22 protein-coding genes are annotated in these 20449 nt (G+C 44.3%); 19 read left to right on the plus strand and 3 right to left on the minus strand.

From position 1 onward, the window contains the following. Window positions 1-251 precede the first annotated feature (251 nt). Window positions 252-428: a hypothetical protein gene (locus tag MKY52_RS20675; RefSeq protein ID WP_156113147.1), complete on the minus strand. Its 177-nt coding sequence runs from the start codon at window positions 426-428 to the stop codon at window positions 252-254. A 206-nt stretch (window positions 429-634) separates the two neighbouring features. Between MKY52_RS20675 and MKY52_RS20680 the strand changes: the two genes are divergently transcribed. After that, entirely contained in the window at window positions 635-862 is a 228-nt protein-coding gene (locus tag MKY52_RS20680) for a hypothetical protein (protein WP_341053160.1), read from the plus strand. 57 nt (window positions 863-919) lie between these two features. Here the strand turns inward: MKY52_RS20680 and MKY52_RS20685 are convergent, their stop codons facing one another. Continuing rightward, on the minus strand, window positions 920-1870 hold the full coding sequence (locus MKY52_RS20685; protein WP_341053162.1) for a hypothetical protein: 951 nt from the start codon (window positions 1868-1870) through the stop codon (window positions 920-922). Between the two features lie 413 nt (window positions 1871-2283). On the opposite strand from MKY52_RS20685, the gene MKY52_RS20690 reads away from it, so the two are divergent. The 12 genes from MKY52_RS20690 to MKY52_RS20745 all read left to right on the plus strand — a co-directional run bounded on the left by MKY52_RS20690 (window position 2284) and on the right by MKY52_RS20745 (window position 11657). Further along, window positions 2284-2574 (plus strand): hypothetical protein, encoded by a 291-nt coding sequence (locus MKY52_RS20690; RefSeq protein WP_042189467.1) that lies wholly within the window; start codon window positions 2284-2286, stop codon window positions 2572-2574. A gap of 146 nt (window positions 2575-2720) precedes the next feature. Then, window positions 2721-3065, plus strand: a complete 345-nt coding sequence (gene rplS, locus MKY52_RS20695) for a 50S ribosomal protein L19 (protein ID WP_042128973.1) — start codon at window positions 2721-2723, stop codon at window positions 3063-3065. Between the two features lie 296 nt (window positions 3066-3361). Next, the gene (gene lepB / locus MKY52_RS20700; RefSeq protein WP_042189466.1) at window positions 3362-3970 is read left to right on the plus strand and encodes a signal peptidase I; all 609 of its coding nucleotides are present in this window, start codon (window positions 3362-3364) and stop codon (window positions 3968-3970) included. 29 nt (window positions 3971-3999) lie between these two features. Then, window positions 4000-4860, plus strand: coding sequence for a ribosome biogenesis GTPase YlqF (ylqF, locus tag MKY52_RS20705; RefSeq protein ID WP_042189465.1), 861 nt, complete (start codon window positions 4000-4002; stop codon window positions 4858-4860). Window positions 4861-5125: 265 nt separating this feature from the next. After that, window positions 5126-5737 carry a ribonuclease HII gene (locus MKY52_RS20710; protein ID WP_341053471.1) on the plus strand — a complete coding sequence of 204 codons (612 nt, stop codon included), beginning with the start codon at window positions 5126-5128 and terminating at the stop codon, window positions 5735-5737. Between the two features lie 72 nt (window positions 5738-5809). Beyond that, on the plus strand, window positions 5810-7294 hold the full coding sequence (locus MKY52_RS20715) for a hypothetical protein (protein WP_341053163.1): 1485 nt from the start codon (window positions 5810-5812) through the stop codon (window positions 7292-7294). After that, window positions 7279-7965, plus strand: a complete 687-nt coding sequence (locus MKY52_RS20720) for a hypothetical protein (protein WP_341053164.1) — start codon at window positions 7279-7281, stop codon at window positions 7963-7965. Before MKY52_RS20715 ends, MKY52_RS20720 begins: the two co-directional genes overlap by 16 nt. Beyond that, window positions 7962-8270: an EscU/YscU/HrcU family type III secretion system export apparatus switch protein gene (locus tag MKY52_RS20725; RefSeq protein ID WP_042128964.1), complete on the plus strand. Its 309-nt coding sequence runs from the start codon at window positions 7962-7964 to the stop codon at window positions 8268-8270. The genes MKY52_RS20720 and MKY52_RS20725 overlap by 4 nt, the downstream gene beginning before the upstream one ends. Further along, on the plus strand, window positions 8267-8653 hold the full coding sequence (locus tag MKY52_RS20730) for a YraN family protein (RefSeq protein WP_042189462.1): 387 nt from the start codon (window positions 8267-8269) through the stop codon (window positions 8651-8653). Before MKY52_RS20725 ends, MKY52_RS20730 begins: the two co-directional genes overlap by 4 nt. A gap of 154 nt (window positions 8654-8807) precedes the next feature. After that, window positions 8808-9221 carry a hypothetical protein gene (locus MKY52_RS20735; protein ID WP_139328534.1) on the plus strand — a complete coding sequence of 138 codons (414 nt, stop codon included), beginning with the start codon at window positions 8808-8810 and terminating at the stop codon, window positions 9219-9221. Between the two features lie 38 nt (window positions 9222-9259). After that, on the plus strand, window positions 9260-9769 hold the full coding sequence (locus tag MKY52_RS20740) for a phosphoesterase (protein WP_341053165.1): 510 nt from the start codon (window positions 9260-9262) through the stop codon (window positions 9767-9769). A 190-nt stretch (window positions 9770-9959) separates the two neighbouring features. Next, the gene (locus MKY52_RS20745; RefSeq protein WP_341053166.1) at window positions 9960-11657 is read left to right on the plus strand and encodes a YifB family Mg chelatase-like AAA ATPase; all 1698 of its coding nucleotides are present in this window, start codon (window positions 9960-9962) and stop codon (window positions 11655-11657) included. A gap of 313 nt (window positions 11658-11970) precedes the next feature. On the opposite strand, the gene MKY52_RS20750 is transcribed toward MKY52_RS20745, so the two are convergent. Beyond that, window positions 11971-12399, minus strand: a complete 429-nt coding sequence (locus tag MKY52_RS20750) for an organic hydroperoxide resistance protein (protein ID WP_042189459.1) — start codon at window positions 12397-12399, stop codon at window positions 11971-11973. Between the two features lie 142 nt (window positions 12400-12541). On the opposite strand from MKY52_RS20750, the gene MKY52_RS20755 reads away from it, so the two are divergent. From MKY52_RS20755 to trmFO, 6 genes are all read left to right on the plus strand, one after another. Continuing rightward, entirely contained in the window at window positions 12542-13030 is a 489-nt protein-coding gene (locus tag MKY52_RS20755; RefSeq protein WP_341053168.1) for a MarR family winged helix-turn-helix transcriptional regulator, read from the plus strand. Window positions 13031-13381: 351 nt separating this feature from the next. Then, a complete protein-coding gene (gene sucC, locus MKY52_RS20760) occupies window positions 13382-14542 on the plus strand; it encodes an ADP-forming succinate--CoA ligase subunit beta (protein ID WP_042128955.1) in 1161 nt (386 codons plus the stop codon). Between the two features lie 62 nt (window positions 14543-14604). Next, window positions 14605-15534 (plus strand): succinate--CoA ligase subunit alpha, encoded by a 930-nt coding sequence (gene sucD / locus MKY52_RS20765; RefSeq protein ID WP_042128953.1) that lies wholly within the window; start codon window positions 14605-14607, stop codon window positions 15532-15534. 221 nt (window positions 15535-15755) lie between these two features. Then, entirely contained in the window at window positions 15756-16874 is a 1119-nt protein-coding gene (gene dprA / locus MKY52_RS20770) for a DNA-processing protein DprA (protein WP_149646146.1), read from the plus strand. Between the two features lie 36 nt (window positions 16875-16910). After that, window positions 16911-19010 carry a type I DNA topoisomerase gene (gene topA / locus MKY52_RS20775; protein WP_341053169.1) on the plus strand — a complete coding sequence of 700 codons (2100 nt, stop codon included), beginning with the start codon at window positions 16911-16913 and terminating at the stop codon, window positions 19008-19010. 26 nt (window positions 19011-19036) lie between these two features. After that, complete coding sequence (trmFO, locus tag MKY52_RS20780; RefSeq protein ID WP_341053170.1) at window positions 19037-20392, plus strand: FADH(2)-oxidizing methylenetetrahydrofolate--tRNA-(uracil(54)-C(5))-methyltransferase TrmFO; 1356 nt, start codon at window positions 19037-19039, stop codon at window positions 20390-20392. Window positions 20393-20449 lie beyond the last annotated feature (57 nt).

Below are 20449 nucleotides of genomic sequence, written 5' to 3' on the forward strand. Positions count from 1 at the left end.
TTCGCTGTCGCTAATGGTTTTATTCTTTTAGAAGGTAACAAAGCTTGAATCCTATTACTCCGGTTAAACTGTAAATAACCACTTTCCGCTGAGATCTAGCATCTCAGCGAAAAGTGGTTATTTTTGAAATTATAAGAAAGTATAAGTTTCACGATATACTTTATTCTTATAATTCTCGCACAAACGCTTACTGTCCTTAAAAGGACGCCGTAGGCGTTTTAGCTTGCTATAAAAGTTCGTGGAGGCACATGTTATTCTTTGCGTAAGATTTTGTGTACTCCTGTAAGGAGTGAGTACAGCGCAACACATACGAGAACAGTAACAGCCCATGCATAGTTGCGAACGGTGTAAGTAAGTGAAGCTAAAATAACAAAAATGGTGATACGCAGTACGCCTTCTTTAATAAACTGTTTTCTTTCAACATTCATGAGATTGGCCTCCTCGAATGGATGGGATATTGCGGACTGCAAGCCGTAGATAGGTCTTACATTATCTATAGCCTTGAGGAATACGAAAGATACAAGGATCGAAAAAAGTAAATATTGACCCAAAGTCCGACCTATGTAAGTTCGCCGTTACCGACCTGTACTCCTACACATAGATTATATCATTACGAACAAGGAGGAGTACACTAGTGGAAGCTTATTATAACTGTTTGCGTTGTAAGGATAGAAGGGTGCGGATTCTGACAAGAGACGGTAGAACGCATGAAGGCGTTATTACAGATGTAGACAGATACAATGTTTACTTAAGAACTGACAATGGTTCTGTGCATACTTCTGCTTTTTGGGGGAATTCTTTTGCCGGAAATCAGATCTTAACTTTAAGTTTATTCACTCTGCTTGCCATCGCATTAATCTAATCATTAGGAACCAAAAACAGACCGCCCGATTATCCCGGACGGTCTGTTTACTGCTGATTACTGTACTGTAATTGCACCTATATTTGAGCTTAGGGATAATAAGGGACCGCCTCCATTGATATCGGTCTTTCCACCTTCTACACCTTTGATTTGTCCGAGATCACTATTGGCTTCTAAGCTGCATTTCATACCATCGGCTAGGACAGCACTGAGGCTGCCGACCTCTGTTTTGGCTTTTAGGCTGCTATCATCCTTCATCCCTGCTATATCCATTCGTATGCTGCCAGTATCGGATTCTACAGTGGATTTGCCAGTGATTTTAGCTCTTTCAATATTGATCGCTCCAACGTTGCTGACGATTTGATAATTCCCCTCTAGATTGTGAAGACGAATTTGACCTACGTTATTTGTGATTTTATATTTATTCATGCTGGCGGGGAGCTCTATATTATAGCTTATGCTAAAATCTGAATATCCATATTTGTCTTGCGCCCATGTCCATAAGTCCTTTTTAGGACTTGATTTGGAATGCGTGGACACCTTCAACGTATCACCACTGACCTCTACTAAAACTTCAGCATCATCCATAATCTTTTGACGGTCAGACGCATGGAGAGAGCTGTTGTGGGCTGAGATCGTTGCATTTACATGGATCAGATCTCCTGTAACAGCTGTAACTTCTATTTCTCCTACTGCATTGTCCATGCTGAGTACGGATGCTGAACCGATCGCTTGCGATACGGAGAGTTCTTTGCTAATGCTGTCTGCTTTAACTTCGTCAACTACCTTAGTAGCTGTTTCTTCAACGGCTTGCTGCACAGTTGCAGCTGCTTTTCCTAGCTCTTGCTTGACAACTTCACCAATGTTCTGGTGCGCATCCTCAGAAATACTCTTTTCAACCTCATTTTTGGCAGATTGTCTGCCTGGTAATTCAGTGCAACCCGCCAAAAGTACGATAGATAATACGGCTACTGCTGCTAATACACTATTATTATTCCTTTTCCTCATTGAAAAAACTCCTCCTCATATATGGGTGTATGTGATCTGACATATGTGATTTCGTTATGTACTTCTGTAAGTATAGCTTATGGAATTTATCTATAAAAACGGCTGGAGGCGGGTTATTATACTGGACCAAAGACTAGGTCTCAAAAGTGTTCACTACACTTCGATTTTTAATTGTGCTAAAATAAATGAAAGATCACTCGCTGAATAAATACGGTAAGGGTACATATTTAAAAGGGCGCGGAAATCTTCATATAGAACCTTCAGCAGCTACTGGAAATCGCTTTTTCGGATAGAAGTGCATAGGTGTGCTAAGGCTACATTGTATACAGATATAGACCGTTACCTCACTTGCAGAACAGGGCGGTCTTTTTATTTTCTTTCTTTAATAAATCCTGAAGGGTGGAGGGAGCCAAATGAAATATGTAGCCATTTTGCTTGCCTTAGTAGTTTTGACAGGCGTATATTTTTTAGTCTGGAAACGGAAAATAAATACTACAAAAAATTATCCGCGTACCACTCAGAGCAATGTAATCTCAATGGATAGTCATCGTAAAGCCAAACAGAGCCCAGGGGAGCAGCCTTGCTCTTCTTGTAAGAAGAAGAATGGAAAGCTAGTCTTCTATGCACAAGATAATGGAACTGTGGTTGGTCTATGTAAAGATTGCCAATCGAAGGCGAAAAAAAGAGATATGCTACCGCTTTAAATAGAAAAAAAAGTTGTATTAGCCCGTCCTTTATGGTATTATTATCTCTGTTGTGTGGAATACGGTGGTCCGCTGCGGATAATGAGGGAGAGCAAAGATCTCTCCGGAAGAGGCAAGAACACCTGTACGGAAGGAGGAAGTCCTTAATGAATATCCTACAAGCTATTACGCAAGAGCAACTTCGTAAAGATATCCCGAGTTTTCGCCCGGGTGACACTTTGAAGGTGCATGTAAAAGTAATCGAGGGAACTCGTGAGCGTATCCAGTTGTTCGAAGGCGTTGTAATCAAACGTCGTGGCGGTGGAATCAGTGAGACTTTTACGGTTCGTAAAATTTCTTACGGTGTTGGTGTGGAAAGAACATTCCCAATCAACTCGCCTAAAATCGAGAAAATCGAAGTGGCTCGTCGTGGTAAAGTGCGTCGTGCTAAACTTTATTATCTTCGTGAACTACGTGGTAAAGCAGCGAGAATTAAAGAAATTCGTCGCTAGAATAGTGACAAAGGAAAGGGGCTTGAATTCAAGCCCCTTTCGTTTTATTATTTTATGAAAATATAAGAAAGCATCAGTTTCACGTTATACATTATTCTTATATTTCTCGTATAAACGCTTACCCGCCTTAAAGGACGCTGAGGGCGTTTTAGATTGGCATACAATGCGTGCGACATATACGCTTGGGGATCAGCTTCTCCGAAAAGGCCTCCTGAAGGAGTATCTGTGGAGGGGTTTTTGGCAGGAGCTTTTTTGTGTTGTATAGTAAGAGTAGTATTAAGAGAGGACGGTGAACTATGCAGCAGGAACAAAGTGAAACTTTGGAATCAAGCGCGCAGAACCCACGTAAACCTAAAAATGAAGTCTTGGAATGGGTCAAGGCCATTGCGATTGCTTTAGTGTTGGTTTTTCTGATTCGCTGGCTTTTGTTCAAGCCTTTTATTGTAGATGGACCTTCCATGCAGCCTAATTTCCATACTGGTGAACGTGTTATCGTAAATGAGATTTTGTACGATATTAGATCTCCGCAGCGGGGCGAGGTTATAGTATTCCACGTGCCATCTGAGGGTAGAGATTTTATTAAACGTGTAATCGGTGTCGCTGGAGATACTGTGAAAGTAGAAGGGGATGTAGTTACAGTTAACGGGGAAGTTGTTAATGAGACCTATATCCAAGATGCAATTGATGCAAAGCATAGTATCAACGCTCTGTATAATAATAAAGATTTCCCTAATGAAGAGTTCCCAGATGGTACTGTACCTGAAGGACATGTGTTCGTTATGGGGGATAATCGCTCGGATAGTACGGATAGCCGAATGATCGGTTATGTACCTCTGGGGGATATTGTAGGCCGTGCAGATTTAATCTTCTGGCCGATAAAGGATATTTCACTGATTAACCATTAAGTTGACAGAAGTCAAAGGAGGTGACGGCAATGGCCATTCAATGGTTTCCTGGTCATATGACGAAGGCTAGGCGGCAAATCGAGGATAAGCTGAAGCTGATTGATGTTGTAATAGAATTGCTCGATTCCCGTCTGCCGCTTTCCAGCCGCAATCCGATGATTGACGATATTTTGCGGGACAAGCCAAGATTGATTATTTTGAACAAAGCGGATCTGGCAGATCCAGAAATTACACGGAAGTGGCTGGCGTACTTCAAGGCACAAGGGCATGTTGCTTATCCTGTTGATGCATCTACTGGAACAGGTGTAAAGGATATTCCAGAGCAAGTCAAGCTGCTGCTAAAAGAAAAGATTGACCGGCAGATTGCAAAAGGAATGAATCCGCGAGCGATGCGTGCATTGATCGTTGGTATTCCTAACGTTGGTAAATCAACACTCATTAACCGGATGGCTGGTAAGAGTATTGCTGCTACTGGTGACCGCCCAGGGGTAACCAAGGGTCAACAGTGGATTAAGACAGGCGGCAACTTAGAGCTTCTGGATACCCCAGGTATTTTATGGCCGAGATTTGAGGACCAAGAAGTAGGTTATCGCCTAGCGGTAACAGGTGCAATAAAGGAAGAAATCCTGAATATTGAGGACATCGCCTTTTATGCAGTGAAATATTTGGTGAAGGACTACGGCTCTAGATTTCAAGAACGCTTTGGCATTGAGAAGCTTCCTGAGGATCTGGAGAATCCAGATGAGATCGTAGCTGTTATGGAAGCCGTGGGTCGTAAACGCGGTTGTCTAATTAGCGGTGGACGTGTAGATCTGGAAAAAGCTTCGCGGGCCTTGTTGCATGAGCTACGGGCAGGTAAGCTTGGACGCTTTACGCTGGAAACGCCTTAAATGGTGTGAATTCTGCGTTTAATGGACTAGGTATGGAAGAGCCATCCGAGATTTCGGGGGCTCTTTTTTTATGTTTTGGGTCCTCGACAAAGTACCTGAGTACGCCTCAAGCTAAGCCCCACTTTGTGGGGATATTTTATGGGAATGGATTAAATTGGAACGTCTATTTTAAGATGACCATGTAAGCTTTACTATGATAAGCTGACTTATATAGATCATAGAATAATTCATAATTGGCGGTGACAAATTAGTGAGTTCGTTAGATATGTTAGCCTATGAAAAAGAAGGCTGGGAACAGTCTTATCGCCGAATAGCAGGCGTAGATGAAGTAGGAAGAGGTTGCTTGTTTGGGGACGTCGTCGCAGCAGCGGTGATTTTGCCAGAGGGGCTTATTATTGATGGAGTGAATGATTCCAAAAAACTTACAGCTAAAAAGAGAGAGGCTTTATACGAGATTATAATGGAGCAAGCGCTGGCCGTGGGTGTGGGGTATGTAGACTCTACTGTCATTGATGAGATTAATATTAAGCAAGCTTCACGCCTGGCCATGAAAAAGGCGGTAGAGAGTCTAGAGCACACTCCTGACTATATGCTGATCGATGCTGAAAAGGTAGACCTCCCATTACCACAACAGGCAATTATTAAAGGAGATGCTAATAGTCAGTCCATTGCAGCAGCTTCGATTATCGCTAAAGTGACACGAGACAGGTTGTGTGAAGGTCTGTGGGAGGAATTATACCCTGATTATGGGATTGCGATACATAAAGGTTACGCGACCAAGCTTCACCGGGAACAAATTACGGCACTAGGTCCAACACCTATGCATCGGCGCAGTTTTATTGGGCGGATTCTCGCGGAGCAGCAAACGTTATTCTAGAAGCAATGCTTAAAAAAGTAGGATGAATACCGATATAGTAAGAAGAGAGAAAATAGAGGGAGGAGAAACGGTATGAATATCGGAACATTGATCCGTGGATTGCTTGGAGAACAAAAACCGGGTGCAGCGAAGTCTTTAGAGTTAAAAGAAGGGCAAGTTGTTCGTGGTGTTGTTCTCTCTGTATCGGATTCGGGCAAAGAAGCGGTTGTGCAAATCCAAGGTACACCTGTTCGTGCAGAATTAGAAACACCACTACTGCCTGGAGAGACCTTGAATTTACAGGTTGGATCACCCGGAGAAGGTGGATTACCCGTATTGAAGCCGGTCTCCCTCGGTGAAACGGCGTTAGTCACTCCCCAAAGCATGGGTGAGGCCTTGGAGTCGCTAGGATTAGCTGATTCCAAAGCAGGTCGAGAAATTGTACTAGCGATGCAAGCAGGAGGCGTTCCACTTACAAAAGAGACAGCGGCTTTGCTGGATGCGGTAATGAGTGCAAAACCAGCTGGTGTGCCTGCTTCAGAGTGGCTTGACGCAGCTGTCATTTCTGTAAAGCGGGGACTACCCGTTACAGCTGAGAGTGTGAAAGGATTGCAGCAGGCTGTATTTGGCCCGCAGCTGCATCAGCTTTTATCAGCACTGGAAGATCAGATTACAATATGGGCAGGTCAAATTGCTAATGAAGAAACAATAACCGCAGAATCTAAAGCTGGAATGGGTACAAATACTGGAAAACTTGAACCTTCGGTAACTGCAGGTGCTGGAAGTGGGAATAATATGGGTGTTGTACAGGGTGACGCTACAGAAGCTGACCCTATACAATTGGCAGCTAAAGGAAATGGACAAGCTACAACTAAAACTGCTGAAGGCACTATCGCAAGCGGAAGTACCGTTCTTTCGGAAGGAGCAGCTGAAGGTGCTCTGAAACCGGCTGAACAAGGTACGCCAGTCAAGGTGACTCTTAATATAGCTTCTGATAATGAAACGGGGATTGGAACTGGCAAGCCAGTTGTAGTTGATGAGACAGGTGAAGGAGCTCAGATCCCCAAGGGTGGTATTGTTACAGAGCCTATGGCTGGTAAATCAACACCTGCCATGATATCCGGCGCTCTAAATAGTGCTTTAAGCGCTCAAGCTGATAGTGCGGTGAATAATCCTATCCGTTCCAGTGAAGTTGAGATTCAAGGTAATGCCTTGAATTTGAATAAGGATGGGGCATTGGATAGTTCTATACAGGCAGATAAGAGTCGGGCTGCCTCGATGGATAAGAGCGGGGCTATGCCGGGTGGCGCGAGTGTGAGCGCCGAAGGAACTGCTGCTGGTGCGGTGCCCCACGCAGCAAGTGGTACCGCCCTGCTTGCGAAGCTGCAGGGCGTGCTCACCGAGCTGCGAGGCAGCTTGCCGCAGCTCGCCATGCTCCCGCCTGCTGACGCGGCGGGAGCAAGCCCTGCCCCCGCGGTTGCTGCGCCGCGCGGGAGGCCCCGGCTGCGACGGCTTCGCCGGTGCAGCCGGACACCGCCCCACCCGCGGACGCGGAGTCGTGGGTGGGGCGGGTGCTGAAGCTGCTCGGTGCGGAGCACGAGCAGCAGGCGGTACGCGGCGTCGCAGTAGCCGCCGCTGAGACGGCCCGTGCGGCGTTAGGTACGGCCGCGCTTGGCAGTGTGGGTGTCGGAGGCGAACAAGCCACCGACACCTTAAAGGGCGTGCTGCTGCAGATCATGAGCAGCAGCGAAGTGCCGCCCGCGGTAAAAGAAGCCGCGAGCGGACTAGTGCAGCAGCTGACAGGACAACAGCTGCTGCTCAATACAGATCGAACGGCTCCTTTCGCGCAAGTAACTTTGTTCTTGCCGCTGCAAGGTCCAGATGGGCAGGAGACAGCTTCCGTTCATATTCAGTCGCGTCGGGGACGCAAGGGTGAATTAGATGCTGCCAATTGCAGGCTCTGGTTTGATTTGGATATGAAGCAGCTCGGCCAGACGCTGGTTGATGTGCAGGTTGTTGATCGAATCGTTAGTCTTAAGCTGCATAATGATCATCCTTGGGTGCTTGAGCTGTTGGAACAGCGGCGTGATGACATTAAAACGGCAGTAGAATCTATTGGTTATCAGTTGTCGGGATTAAGAACTGAACCTTTACCAGAACTAAAGCTATCTACAGAACTTGCCAATCCCCATAGTAAGCTTGTTGATTATGTTCCTGATGCTTATAAAGGAGTGGATTACCGTATATGAACGAGAATGAGCCTGTACCTCCAATTTCACAAGGGCTCAAAAAAGCGGTCGCTCTCAAATATAGCCCAGGACAAAGCGAGGCACCTGTCGTTGTTGCCAAAGGACAAGGGGCGATAGCGGATCTGATTCTGCAAAAAGCTAAAGAGAGTGGGGTTGCTGTCCAAGAGGACGCAGCTCTCGTAGAAGTTCTTTCAAAGCTCGATCTAGATCAACAGATTCCATCTGAACTATATCAGCTAGTGGCTGAAATCCTCAGTTTTGTGTATCAGAGCGACCGTTCCGCCGGTGAACGGAGACCGGAATGAAAGAGCCATACACAAGAGAACGCTACAACCGCAAACAGAAGGGAGCCGCTGCTGAAGACGGGGCTGTGCAGTACTTATCTACTTGTGGGTACAAGATCTTAGAACGAAATTGGCGTTGTCGAACCGGAGAACTTGATATTATTGCGGAGAACGAAGGCTGTATTATTATTGTTGAAGTTCGCAGTCGTAGTGGAGAGCTATATCAAGGGACTCCGGAGGAATCTGTGAATACACGAAAAATACATCAAGTGCGAAATACAGCACAGGTTTATTTGCATATGAAAGGTTATGATGATCGAAGAGTAACTTTTGACGTCATTAGCATTTTACTGAATGAAGATTTAAGCATCGCTTCTTTGGGGCATATACGTGAGGCTTTTTAAGCTGCACCCCATATTCTCACGCCATTCATTATGGGCACTAGCATTCTTATGAAAAAAGTCTTTACAATAGCCTCCGCACAGTGGGTCATTTCTCAAAAGAAATGGGTAAACATTAGAGTAACTTTTTAATGTCATCATGAGGAGGGCTGTTTAAGTGAAGAATAAACCTTTTGAAATGCAGGTTAGTTTTGCTTGCCAATATTGTCAGCAGAAGATTGAAGTGAAATTTACCGCAGAGCCAGTATCCGTTGTCTGTTGTGCAAATTGCAATAAGAACTTCACGGTTATGCGGCCCACTATAGCTGAGGAAATATTAATCGATTGGAAAAATGAGGCGCTATTTCAAAAAATCCGTGCTGATAAATCACAAAACAGCAATAGCAGTCTCTTAGCGCTTGTTATAAAAGTCATAGAGCTTCTTACATGGCGTGATAAAGGAAATGGACAGGTGGAAGCGATTAAAGAGATGCGTGGCTGGCTCATTGAGAATGAAGAGACTCCTCCTCTAGCTGAACTGATCCAGAGCGATAATAAAAAAAGATCACATAAGCGGCGTGACTGGAGATAATCATACAAACTATGATCAAAAAAGAAAGAAGGGTGAACATGGCTAACGTTTTTTTTACATCCGACCATCATTTTGGACATAAGTTGATTATTGATTTTGAATCCAGACCCTTTATAGATGTGGGGCAAATGAATGAAGCCATGATTGAGAGTTGGAATTCGGTAGTAAATCCGGATGATAAAGTGTTTCATTTGGGAGACTTTTCGTTTCTTAATAAGGAAGCGACACGTGCTATTGTGGAGAGGTTACATGGCTATAAGATTCTAATTCTCGGCAATCATGATCGGGGACGCGGTCGGGATTGGTGGCTTGAAGCAGGTTTTGACGAGGTTAGTGAATATCCGCTGATTTATAAGGATTTCTTTTTTCTCTCACATGAGCCTATGTATATGAATAAACATATGCCTTACATAAATGTGCATGGTCATATTCACGGCCAAAAATATGAAGGAAAGAATTATTTTAACATTTGTGTAGAGCATTGGAACTATAAACCGTTGACTTTTGAACAGATTAGGGACTCTGTCATAGTTAGTGAAGAAGGTTAATGTGGGTCTATAAGATTATTTATGCGTATTTATGCAATTCGATGTTTATTAATAATTCTTGATTACGCAAAGATTCCCTATATATAATGAGATATAATAGCAAATTTATTATCGGAAAATAAGGAAGCACCTTTTTTCTTGAAGATGTGACACCCAAACAGGGGTGTATTTCAGGAGATGAGGTGTTTTTATGTATGGAAAAATGCATAGTGCATGTCTGTATGGAATTGAAGGGGTAATGATAGGTGTAGAAATTGATCTTGCGAATGGATTGCCACAGACGAATATCATTGGTCTGCCTGATTCTGCGATTCGTGAGGCAGTAGAACGAGTAAGAGCCGCTATTAAGAACTGTGGTTATCGGTATCCCCAGCAGCGCATTACGATAAATCTTGCACCAGCCGACTTACGCAAAGAAGGCTCTGCTTTTGACCTTGCGATTGCCCTGGGGATACTGTTAACTAGTGGTCAACTGATAATGCCCTCAGCCAATGAGGTGCTTTTTATTGGAGAGCTTGCGCTTGACGGTAGTCTGCGTCCAGTATCAGGTGTTCTACCAATGGTGGAAGCAGCGCGCAAAAATGGATTTAAGGCTGTACTGCTTCCTGAAGGGAATGCTGCTGAGGCAGCTTTGATCAGTGGTATAAATATATATGCAATCGACCATTTGTGCGCATTACCGAACCCGGAAGAATCACTGTCCAATTCAGCAAAAGGTGAAGACGAACAGAACCGAAGGAATGGGGTAGTTTCCGAAGATATGCCTTCTTTATCATCTCTTCCTTTTCCTGTAACTGTGACCAAGGGGATAGATGCTAATGACCGACCTCCGGTTCTTGTCCTTTCTTTGGAACATCTTAAATATACCCCAGTTTACGGTACTTCTGAGGACTCCTCATATGGAATGAACGAGATGATGGATGATTACAGTGATGTGCTAGGGCAACAACATGTAAAAAGAGCCCTAACCATTGCGGCAGCGGGTATGCATAATATATTGCTCATCGGTCCACCCGGTACAGGGAAGACGATGCTGATTAAACGCCTTCCAAGCATCCTTCCGATATTGTCTGAGAGTGAGGCACTAGAGGTAACCAAAATATTTAGCGCAGCAGGAACTTTAAAAGATGCCCACAACGGCTTACTGCGTAGTCGTCCTTTTCGCTCTCCGCATCATACCATATCGGCCGCAGGCCTTATTGGGGGTGGAGGCATTCCAAAGCCGGGAGAAGTTAGTCTTGCGCATCGAGGGATTCTCTTTTTAGATGAGTTGCCGGAATTCTCTCGGAATGTACTTGAAGTGTTACGCCAGCCGCTCGAAGACGGGGTTGTTACCATAAGTCGTGCTCGAGCTTCTTTTACCTATCCTGCAAAATTCATGCTGGCCGCATCGATGAATCCCTGTAGCTGCGGTTATTTTGGGAGTAATCTTTCTCAACAACATTGTACATGCAGCCCCGCTAGGATTGCTCAATATCGCGCAAAGATATCAGGACCTTTATTGGATCGTATTGATTTACAGGTGGATGTTCCTCGCCCGAAGGAATGGGATCGTCAGGGGCATGTTCTATCTTCGGCCGAGATGTATGCAGAGGTTATGGCGGCACAGACGATACAAGCTAAACGGTTTAAGCGCTTGCCTATTTCTTGGAATAGTGAACTTTCCGGCGCTTCCCTTCGGAGATATGCAAGTCTTAGTCGTGAAGGTGCCCAATTGCTGTATGACATTCTGGAAAATTTAGGTTTAAGCATGCGAGCGCATGATCGAATTATTAAGCTATCCCGTACAATTGCTGATCTGGAAGGCGCACCGGATATTACTTCCGCGCATCTTGCGGAGGCTGTGCAGTACCGTAATTTAGACCGGCAGGCGATGACAGAAGAATAAATTAAATAGAGCAGCGATTCCCGTTATTGGCGAATCGCTGCTCTGTTTTTGGGTTATTGATTTCACTCCGCAAAATTGTTAACGTCTCTGGAATCTTATGGACACGAAAGACGTTATATGGATATTTTTAGCTTTTGGAGCGTGCTTTTGGACTCCAGAGGCACTATTTTTTTTAAAAACGGCCCAAATATAGTTTTTTTTATCAATAGCATCGATGGGGCCCATTAATATTCCAAAAGTGGACGAGTATTGAATTTAAAATCATCTGTATCCGTTAGGGCTTCGTGTGAGAAAATAATTCTCTATAGTTCCTTTACAGTACATTCAATTCTACAGCGATATTGCCGCGGGTTGCGCGGGAGTATGGACAAGCGCCATGAGCAGCCTCAACTAAAGAGGTTGCGGTTTCTCTATCAACGCCTTTAACTAGCACATCAAGCTTAACCGCTATGCCAAAACCTCCATCTTCAACTTTACCAAAGCTGACTGTAGCCGTTACTTCGCTACCTTCAATTTTCACTTTTCCGAGTCGGGCAACCATGTTCAGTGCACTATCGAAACAAGCGGAATAACCAGCTGCAAATAATTGTTCAGGATTTGTACCTTCGCCACCGGCACCTCCCATTTCGCGTGGTGTGCTGATTGTAAGATTGAGCTTAGGGCTTTCTGATTCGATAAAACCGTTTCTTCCTCCTACGGCTTTAACAGTGGTTTCATACATTTTTTGCTGGATCGTCATCATTGTGTATCTCTCCAATTCCAGATTAGTTTGTGTACAATCTAATTTATCACAATTAACTATAATGTCAAATTATTTTTTCCTATTAACATGATGTTATGAGTGAATTATGATAAAATAAGGGTATAAGGCAGGTGATTAAGATATGAAAATGAATGAAGAAGATATGCAAAAGATGACGACTACACCTGAGCTGCTGATTGAGAATCAACTCTGTTTTACGATTTATGCTTGCTCTCGTGAGATCACAAAGCTGTATCAACCTTATTTGGATAAGATCGGTTTAACATACTCGCAATATCTGGTAATGCTTGTGTTATGGGAACGGCAGCAATGTACGGTTAAAGAAATTGGTGAGGCGCTATTTTTGGATTCGGGTACGCTGACACCTCTTTTAAAACGCCTACAAGCTGCAGGGTTGATCGTGCGTGAACGTTCGACACAAGATGAGCGAAAAGTTCTGATTTCACTAACGGAACAGGGCTGGGCACTTCAAAGCAGCGCGGCTTGTATTCCCGGGAAAATGATGGAAGAAACGACTATGTCCGGCGATGAGACTGTAGAGCTGCTTGAGCAGTTCAAAAGCTTGTTAAATCGTGTTCATGAGGCGAACACTCAAGATAGTAAAAAGTAAGTATAATCAGGAGTCTATGCGATCGTTCGCATTCCGGCATGAAATCAAGCGAAAAAATGTGTACAAATCATGAATATATTTAAGGAAAGCGTTTTAAAAACATGTTACACTATTCTGGGTTCCTTTATATGGCATATAGGTAAGTATAAGCTTAGTCTTATAGATTTACTCAATGTCTCTCACAGAAATAAGGCCATTCTTTTACGAGTGGTAGAGCAGTTTCTGTTGGTTCCGGAATAGTGCTGCATGTTTAGCATCAGCCTATCCCTAACCCCGCGGCAATCAAAACGGAAGGCGAGATGACAACAGGCTGCCTGTTAAGTCACCACGCTACTTTAGGAGGCTACCGCTATGAATATCCACGAGTATCAGGGAAAAGAAGTGCTTAAGAAGTACGGTGTGGCCGTACCGAATGGAAAAGTAGCTTATACAGTGGAGGAAGCGGTAGAAGCCGCAGAGTCACTGAGTACACCGGTTGTTGTAGTTAAAGCTCAGATTCATGCAGGTGGACGAGGTAAAGCTGGAGGTGTAAAGGTTGCTAAGAATATCGATGAAGTGCGTACTTACGCAACCGAAATTCTCGGTAAGACTTTAGTTACTCACCAGACTGGTCCGGAGGGTAAGGTAGTAAAACGGCTGCTCATTGAAGAGGGCTGTCAAATTGTTAAAGAGTATTACATCGGTATCGTTGTTGATAGAGGAACTGGCCGAGTGGTTATGATGGCATCTGAAGAAGGTGGCACAGAGATTGAAGAGGTTGCAGCTACACATCCGGAGAAGATTTTCAAAGAAATCATTGATCCGGCAGTAGGTTTGCAGACTTTCCAAGCTCGTAAATTAGCTTACAGCATCTCTATTCCTAATGAACTGGTAGGCAAGACTGTTAAATTCATGCAAGCGCTATATCTAGCTTTTGTGGATAAAGATTGCTCTATTGCCGAAATTAACCCATTGGTAGTTACTGCGGATGGGAATGTGATGGCTCTAGATGCTAAATTGAATTTTGACCCCAATGCCTTGTTCCGCCACAAAGATATTCAAGAGCTTCGGGATCTAGATGAAGAAGATTTGAAAGAAATCGAAGCCTCTAAGTATGACCTGAGCTATATTGCACTTGATGGCAATATTGGTTGTATGGTGAACGGTGCAGGCCTAGCGATGGCAACGATGGATATAATTAAATATTACGGAGGCGAACCCGCCAACTTCCTTGATGTAGGGGGCGGTGCAACTACCGAGAAAGTTACAGAAGCCTTTAAAATCATTCTATCGGATGAAAAGGTAAATGGAATTTTCGTTAATATTTTTGGCGGTATTATGCGCTGTGACGTTATTGCTAACGGTGTTGTGGAAGCGGCAAGTCAATTGGGATTGACTAAACCGCTTGTTGTACGTCTTGAAGGAACAAATGTTGGATTGGGTAAGCAAATCTTGGCTGGATCGGGACTTAACATTGTAGCTGCTGATTCTATGGCGGACGGTGCCCGTAAGATTGTATCTCTTGTGCAATAATGGCTCGGAAGTTGAAGCCAGTTATCGTATTTGACAATATAAGTAGGGATGTGACTTAAGGCATGAGCATTCTTGTAGATAAAAATACGAAAGTTATCACGCAAGGTATTACGGGAGCAACTGGCTTGTTCCATACTAAGGGTGCGCTTGATTATGGAACTCAGATGGTTGGAGGAGTAACGCCGGGTAAAGGTGGAACGACAGTTAATATCACCCTTGAAAATGGCAGTGAAGTTAGTCTTCCGGTATTTGATACAGTCGCAGCTGCTAAGGCAGCTACTGGTGCAACTGCTAGTGTGATTTATGTACCGCCAGCATTCGCAGCAGACTCCATCATGGAGGCTGTAGATGCAGAGTTGGATTTGGTTATCTGTATTACCGAAGGTATTCCTGTGCTTGATATGGTAAAAGTCTCACGTTATATGGAAGGTCGTTCTACAGTGTTGATCGGTCCAAACTGTCCGGGTGTTATTACTCCTGGAGAGTGTAAGATTGGAATCATGCCTGGCTATATTCATATGCCTGGTTATGTAGGAGTGGTCTCGCGTAGCGGAACGCTAACCTATGAGGCGGTTCATCAGCTGACCACGCGTGGAATTGGGCAATCTTCGGCTGTAGGTATTGGCGGAGACCCGGTTAAAGGCTCTGAGTTTATTGATATTTTGAAGCTGTTTAATGAAGATCCGGGTACGAAGGCAGTTATTATGATCGGAGAGATCGGTGGAACTGCAGAGGAAGAAGCAGCAGAGTGGATTCGTGAACACATGACCAAGCCAGTTGTAGGCTTCATTGGAGGAGCAACTGCACCTCCAGGCAAGCGTATGGGGCATGCTGGTGCTATCATTTCTGGAGGGAAAGGTACAGCAAGCGAAAAAATTGCCGTACTGGAAGCTTGCGGAATCAAGGTAGCCCCTACACCTGCTGAAATGGGTTCGACACTCGTAAGTGTGCTTGAAGAGCGCGGTATTCTCAACGCTTTTACATCGCACTAATTAGTGTAGTTAAGACAGAGAAATCACTCCACGTAGTGAGGTTATTTCGTGTATAATTAATTAAAGAGGTAAGCAACCTTTTGTTCCTATTTAGGGATGAAAGGTTGCTTTTTTTATTTTAAATAGAAATTTATTGAATTTAAAGAAATACTTGCGTTTTCAAGAGGTGTAACACAAAATAGGGAAGGCTAGGCCTTCCATGTTAAGGGGCGAAGTATGATATGGAAGAACGGGAACTACTATTCGGCTTTAATGAAGTGGAAGGCATTGGCTGGAAAACTATCGACAAAATTCGCAGAGCCGGGCTTTTGTCAGAAAAAGCATTTTCTTGTAGCTCAGAAGACTGGGAACAGGTTGGATTGAGCGAGAAAGTGTCGATTCAACTTGCTTCAATATATACGTTGGAGTGGATAGCAAACCGCCGCTTACTAATGGAAGAAAGTGCTGTGAGCATGGTTACGATTTTTGATGCAGACTATCCCCATTTATTGAAGGAGACGGCTCAGCCACCATGGATTCTTTATTATCGTGGGCGTTTGGATCTGTTATCGACACCCAGTGTAGCGATGGTCGGTACTCGTGTGCCAACAGCTTATGGACGAAAGGTAGGGGAGATTCTCACAAAAGAGCTTAGTGAAGCAGGTCTAACTGTGGTTAGCGGATTAGCTAGGGGGATTGATAGCGTCTGTCATGAAGCTGCGCTAAGAAGCGGTGGGGGCACAATAGCGGTAGTGGCTACAGGACTTGATCGGGTCTACCCGCCTGAGAATAAGGAGCTTGAACGATTGATCTCCCGTGATGGGTTAGTGCTAACAGAGTATCCCCTTGGAACCAAAAGTCATCCAGGGTTATTTCCGCAGCGCAATCGAATTATTGCTGGCCTCACATACGGGACAGTGGTCGTAGAGGCGGATAGTAGAAGTGGATCACTCATTACTGCAGATGCTGCCTTGGAGGCAGGACGGGATGTTTTTGCTGTCCCTGGACCTATTACGTCTCCAAAAAGTAGAGGTGCTCTTGATCTGATTAAACAGGGGGCAAAGCTGGTAACCGGTGCACTAGATATTTTAGAAGAATACACTTCTTTTCTCCCGACAAACCTCTCAAAAACGGGTGAAAGCGGTCCCTCTAAACAGGTGGCTGACGATTTATTAATTGAAAAGAAATTGACAAATGAGGAGTTACACCTATACCATATACTGCATCAAGGCCCCTTTATTTTGGACGATCTGCTTGTGAGGACAGGATGGGATTTTGGACATTTGCATTCAGTTCTGTTATCTTTAATCATAAAAAAAGCGGTAGCACAATTACCAGGAGCTATTTATAAGGTAATTTAATATAGAGGTACGAGTGTTAACGAGGAGGAAGAGTCTATGGCAGATGCATTGGTTATTGTCGAATCGCCCGCGAAAGCGAAGACAATTGGCAAATATCTAGGTAGTAAGTATATTGTAAAGGCATCTATGGGACACATCAGAGATCTACCGAAGAGTCAAATTGGTGTTGAGGTGGAGAATGATTTCAATCCCAAATATATTACGATTCGTGGTAAAGGTTCTATATTGAAGGAATTGAAAGACGCTAGTAAAAAAGTGAAAAAAGTCTATCTCGCAGCTGACCCCGATCGCGAAGGAGAAGCGATTGCTTGGCACTTGGCACATGCTCTGGATTTAGATAATACACAGGAATGCCGAGTTGTATTTAATGAGATCACCAAACAAGCGGTGAAGGATGCTTTTAAGACGCCACGCAAGATTAACATGGATCTTGTGAATGCACAGCAGGCAAGACGTATACTGGATCGGCTAGTAGGTTACAAGATTAGCCCCCTATTATGGAAGAAAGTCAAAAAAGGGTTATCTGCTGGACGTGTTCAATCTGTGGCTGTAAAGATCATAATGGATCGTGAGAATGAAATCTCCGCTTTTGTACCTACTGAATATTGGAGTATTACAGCTAAACTTGGGATTCGAGATTCTGTCTTTGAAGCTAAGTTTCATAAGCTGAATGGTGTGAAGAAGGAACTTAATCAGGAAAGCGATGTTCAAGAGGTCCTTGAGGCAATCAAGAACGCAGCTTTTAAGGTGAGTAATGTGAAGGAGAAGGAAAGACAACGGCATCCTTCGGCTCCTTTTACAACAAGTTCCCTTCAACAGGAAGCAGCTCGTAAGCTTGGATTCCGTGCAGCTAAGACAATGTCTGTTGCCCAGCAATTATACGAAGGTGTAGAACTAGGCAAAGAGGGAACCGTAGGTTTGATCACCTATATGCGTACGGACTCGACACGTTTATCTGTCACTGCACAGGATGAAGCTAAAGAGCTGATTACTGCTAAGTATGGTGAAAAGTTCTTACCTGAAGCCCCTCGCCAGTATTCAAAGAAAGCGGCTGGAGCGCAAGAAGCGCATGAAGCGATCCGACCAACTTCAGCACTTCGTGAACCGGAAATGGTCAAAGAGTTCTTAAGCCGGGATCAATTCCGTCTTTACAAGCTGGTGTGGGAGCGGTTCGTATCCAGTCAAATGGCGTCTGCTCTTCTTGATACACTCTCGGTTGATATAGAAGCAGGTACAGCCACATTCAGAGCGGTGGGTTCGAAGGTTTCATTCCCAGGGTTCATGAAGGTTTACGTGGAAGGTAACGATGATGGAACTACAGATGAAGATAAGTATTTACCGCCTCTTGAAGCGGGAGATGCTTTAAATAAGCAAGAGATCGAGCCGAAGCAGCATTTTACACAGCCACCACCGCGATATACAGAAGCAAGGCTTGTAAAGACACTTGAGGAATTAGGGATAGGACGCCCAAGTACGTATGCACCAACGCTTGAAACGATTCAGAAGCGTGGTTATGTAGCGATTGAAGAGAAAAAATTTATGCCTACAGAGCTTGGAGAGCTTGTCATCGAGCAGATGGAACAATTTTTCCCGGAAATATTGAACGTAGAGTTTACGGCTAATATGGAAGGCGATCTTGACCATGTGGAAGAAGGCTCAGAAGATTGGGTGAAGGTTCTTGCTGAATTTTACGAGTCTTTCGAGAAGCGCTTAGTGTTTGCCGAAGAAGAAATGAAAGAAATCGAGATTGAAGATGAAGTCTCTGATGAGATCTGCGAGAAATGTGGTAAACCACTTGTATATAAATTAGGACGCTTTGGGAAGTTCCTAGCATGTTCTGGCTTTCCAGATTGCCGAAATACGAAGCCGATTATCAAAGATATTGGTGTAACTTGCCCTAAATGTAATGAAGGAAAAGTTGTAGAGCGTCGTAGCAAAAAAGGGCGTGTCTTCTATGGCTGCGATCAATATCCAGGGTGTGATTTCGTCTCTTGGGATAGACCATCCACTAAACCATGTCCATCTTGTGGGGCTTGGATGATTGAGAAACGCAATAAGCAAGGCACCAAACTGCAATGTACGTCTTGTGACCATACAGAGGCAGTTTTAGACAACGATGAAGAGTTAGCAGAATAATAGTCTCTACAGGAGGAAATAAGACAGTGACAGATACAGCAAAGGTAACAGTAATTGGAGCAGGTCTCGCAGGAAGTGAAGCGGCTTGGCAAATAGCTTCTCAAGGCGTACCGGTAAGATTGTATGAAATGAGACCAGTGGTGAAGACGCCAGCACACCACACGAATCAATTCGCAGAACTAGTATGCAGCAACTCCTTGCGTGCAAATGGTTTAGGCAATGCGGTGGGTGTATTAAAGGAAGAAATGCGACGTTTAAACTCTCTTGTATTAGGTGCGGCTGATCGCCACGCTGTACCTGCTGGCGGTGCACTTGCCGTGGATCGGGATGGTTTCTCGGGAGAAATTACGAGTACATTGCATAATCATCCGCTCGTGGAAGTCATAAATGAAGAACTTTCGCATATACCGGAGGAAGGGATTGTTGTTATTGCAACGGGTCCACTAACTTCCCCTGCATTATCTGCTGAAATTAAGGGTCTATTAGGTGAAGAGTATTTCTATTTTTATGATGCTGCAGCACCGATTGTTGAGAAGGACAGTATTGATATGAATAAAGTGTATCTGGCTTCCCGTTATGACAAAGGGGAAGCAGCATATCTGAACTGTCCTATGACTGAAGAAGAGTTTGACGTGTTTTATGATGCGTTGATTTCTGCTGAGACGGCAGCGCTCAAGGATTTTGAGAAAGAGATATACTTTGAGGGCTGTATGCCTATCGAAATCATGATGAAGCGCGGTAAGCAAACAGCATTGTTTGGTCCGATGAAGCCTGTAGGGCTTATCAATCCGCACACAGGTAAGCTACCTTACGCGGTAGTGCAGCTTCGTCAGGATAACGCTGCTGGAACGCTTTACAATCTGGTGGGCTTTCAAACGCACTTGAAATGGGGCGAACAGAAGCGGGTATTCTCGCTGATTCCAGGTCTTGAGAACGCTGAATACGTTCGGTATGGTGTAATGCACAGAAATACCTTTATTAATTCTCCTAAACTCTTGCATCCTACTTATCAAATGAAGGGTAAAGAAAGGCTGTACTTTGCTGGACAGATGACTGGCGTGGAAGGTTATGTGGAATCAGCAGCTTCAGGTCTGATTGCCGGCATTAACGCTGCTAGAGCCGCACTTGGTCAAGAAGGACTGATCTTCCCACAAGACACGGTGCTTGGTAGTATGCCTGCTTATATCACTTCTGCTGATCCGGAGCATTTTCAGCCTATGAATGCTAATTTTGGTCTTCTGCCGAAGGTGGAGAAGAAAATCCGTAATAAGAAAGAAAAGAATGAGATGTTAGCGCATCGTGCACTAGACAGTCTTGCCGAGTACGCCAATCGTACTGGCCTTGCTTATATAGAGCCGGAGGCTATCGACAACCAAGAATAAGCGCCTTGGGCGTCCTTATAAGGATGATAAGCGTTAGCGTTTAAGTGAGAAATATAA

The organism is Paenibacillus sp. FSL P4-0184, from assembly GCF_038004625.1.
Lineage (GTDB): Bacteria > Bacillota > Bacilli > Paenibacillales > Paenibacillaceae > Paenibacillus_AQ.

Coding starts and splice junctions, on each gene's coding strand:
- MKY52_RS20675 (WP_156113147.1), bottom strand. CDS start 428: ATGAATGTTGAAAGAAAACAGTTTATTAAAGAAGGCGTACTGCGTATC.
- MKY52_RS20685 (WP_341053162.1), bottom strand. CDS start 1,870: ATGAGGAAAAGGAATAATAATAGTGTATTAGCAGCAGTAGCCGTATTA.
- MKY52_RS20690 (WP_042189467.1), top strand. CDS start 2,284: ATGAAATATGTAGCCATTTTGCTTGCCTTAGTAGTTTTGACAGGCGTA.
- rplS (WP_042128973.1), top strand. CDS start 2,721: ATGAATATCCTACAAGCTATTACGCAAGAGCAACTTCGTAAAGATATC.
- lepB (WP_042189466.1), top strand. CDS start 3,362: ATGCAGCAGGAACAAAGTGAAACTTTGGAATCAAGCGCGCAGAACCCA.
- ylqF (WP_042189465.1), top strand. CDS start 4,000: ATGGCCATTCAATGGTTTCCTGGTCATATGACGAAGGCTAGGCGGCAA.
- MKY52_RS20710 (WP_341053471.1), top strand. CDS start 5,126: ATGTTAGCCTATGAAAAAGAAGGCTGGGAACAGTCTTATCGCCGAATA.
- MKY52_RS20715 (WP_341053163.1), top strand. CDS start 5,810: ATGAATATCGGAACATTGATCCGTGGATTGCTTGGAGAACAAAAACCG.
- MKY52_RS20725 (WP_042128964.1), top strand. CDS start 7,962: ATGAACGAGAATGAGCCTGTACCTCCAATTTCACAAGGGCTCAAAAAA.
- MKY52_RS20730 (WP_042189462.1), top strand. CDS start 8,267: ATGAAAGAGCCATACACAAGAGAACGCTACAACCGCAAACAGAAGGGA.
- MKY52_RS20740 (WP_341053165.1), top strand. CDS start 9,260: ATGGCTAACGTTTTTTTTACATCCGACCATCATTTTGGACATAAGTTG.
- MKY52_RS20745 (WP_341053166.1), top strand. CDS start 9,960: ATGTATGGAAAAATGCATAGTGCATGTCTGTATGGAATTGAAGGGGTA.
- MKY52_RS20750 (WP_042189459.1), bottom strand. CDS start 12,399: ATGATGACGATCCAGCAAAAAATGTATGAAACCACTGTTAAAGCCGTA.
- MKY52_RS20755 (WP_341053168.1), top strand. CDS start 12,542: ATGAAAATGAATGAAGAAGATATGCAAAAGATGACGACTACACCTGAG.
- sucC (WP_042128955.1), top strand. CDS start 13,382: ATGAATATCCACGAGTATCAGGGAAAAGAAGTGCTTAAGAAGTACGGT.
- sucD (WP_042128953.1), top strand. CDS start 14,605: ATGAGCATTCTTGTAGATAAAAATACGAAAGTTATCACGCAAGGTATT.
- dprA (WP_149646146.1), top strand. CDS start 15,756: ATGGAAGAACGGGAACTACTATTCGGCTTTAATGAAGTGGAAGGCATT.
- topA (WP_341053169.1), top strand. CDS start 16,911: ATGGCAGATGCATTGGTTATTGTCGAATCGCCCGCGAAAGCGAAGACA.